1 protein-coding gene is annotated in these 477 nt (G+C 65.4%); it reads right to left on the bottom strand.

Annotated features, from left to right (window positions below):
- Positions 1–91: 91 nt before the first annotated feature.
- The gene (gene trxA, locus FNQ90_RS26445; protein WP_182608588.1) at positions 92–421 is read right to left on the bottom strand and encodes a thioredoxin; all 330 of its coding nucleotides are present in this window, start codon (positions 419–421) and stop codon (positions 92–94) included.
- Positions 422–477: the final 56 nt, after the last annotated feature.

Raw genomic sequence — 477 nt, forward strand, 5'->3', positions numbered from 1 at the left:
GGCGGGAAAGGCGGGAGGGAGTCGCCGGGAGGATCACGGGAAAAACGAGAAGGGCCGGAGAGGGCTAACCCTCTCCGGCCCTTCTTCGGGATCAGGCCAGGAACTCGGCGAGGTCCCGCTCGATGGCACCCTTCGGCTTGGCGCCCACGATGGTCTTCACCACCTCGCCGCCCCGGTACACGTTCATCGTCGGGATCGACATGACACCGTACTTGGCGGTGGTCTCCGGGTTCTCGTCGATGTTGAGCTTCGCGATCACCAGCTTCTCGGAGTGCTCGGTCGCGATGGCCTCGAGGGCGGGCGCCACCTGGCGGCAGGGGCCGCACCACTCGGCCCAGAAGTCCACCAGTACCGGCTTGTCGCTCTTCAGAACGACTTCCTCGAAGTCCTTGTCGGTGACGGTGACGGTCGCACCGGCCATGGTTCTCTCCTCAGGGTTGGAGTCGTGTCACGGGAATGAGGGGGTAACGGGACGGG

The sequence above is a fragment of the Streptomyces alkaliphilus genome (genome assembly GCF_014141535.1).
Classification (GTDB): Bacteria; Actinomycetota; Actinomycetes; order Streptomycetales; family Streptomycetaceae; genus Streptomyces; species Streptomyces alkaliphilus.

Coding starts and splice junctions, on each gene's coding strand:
- trxA (WP_182608588.1), bottom strand. CDS start 421: ATGGCCGGTGCGACCGTCACCGTCACCGACAAGGACTTCGAGGAAGTC.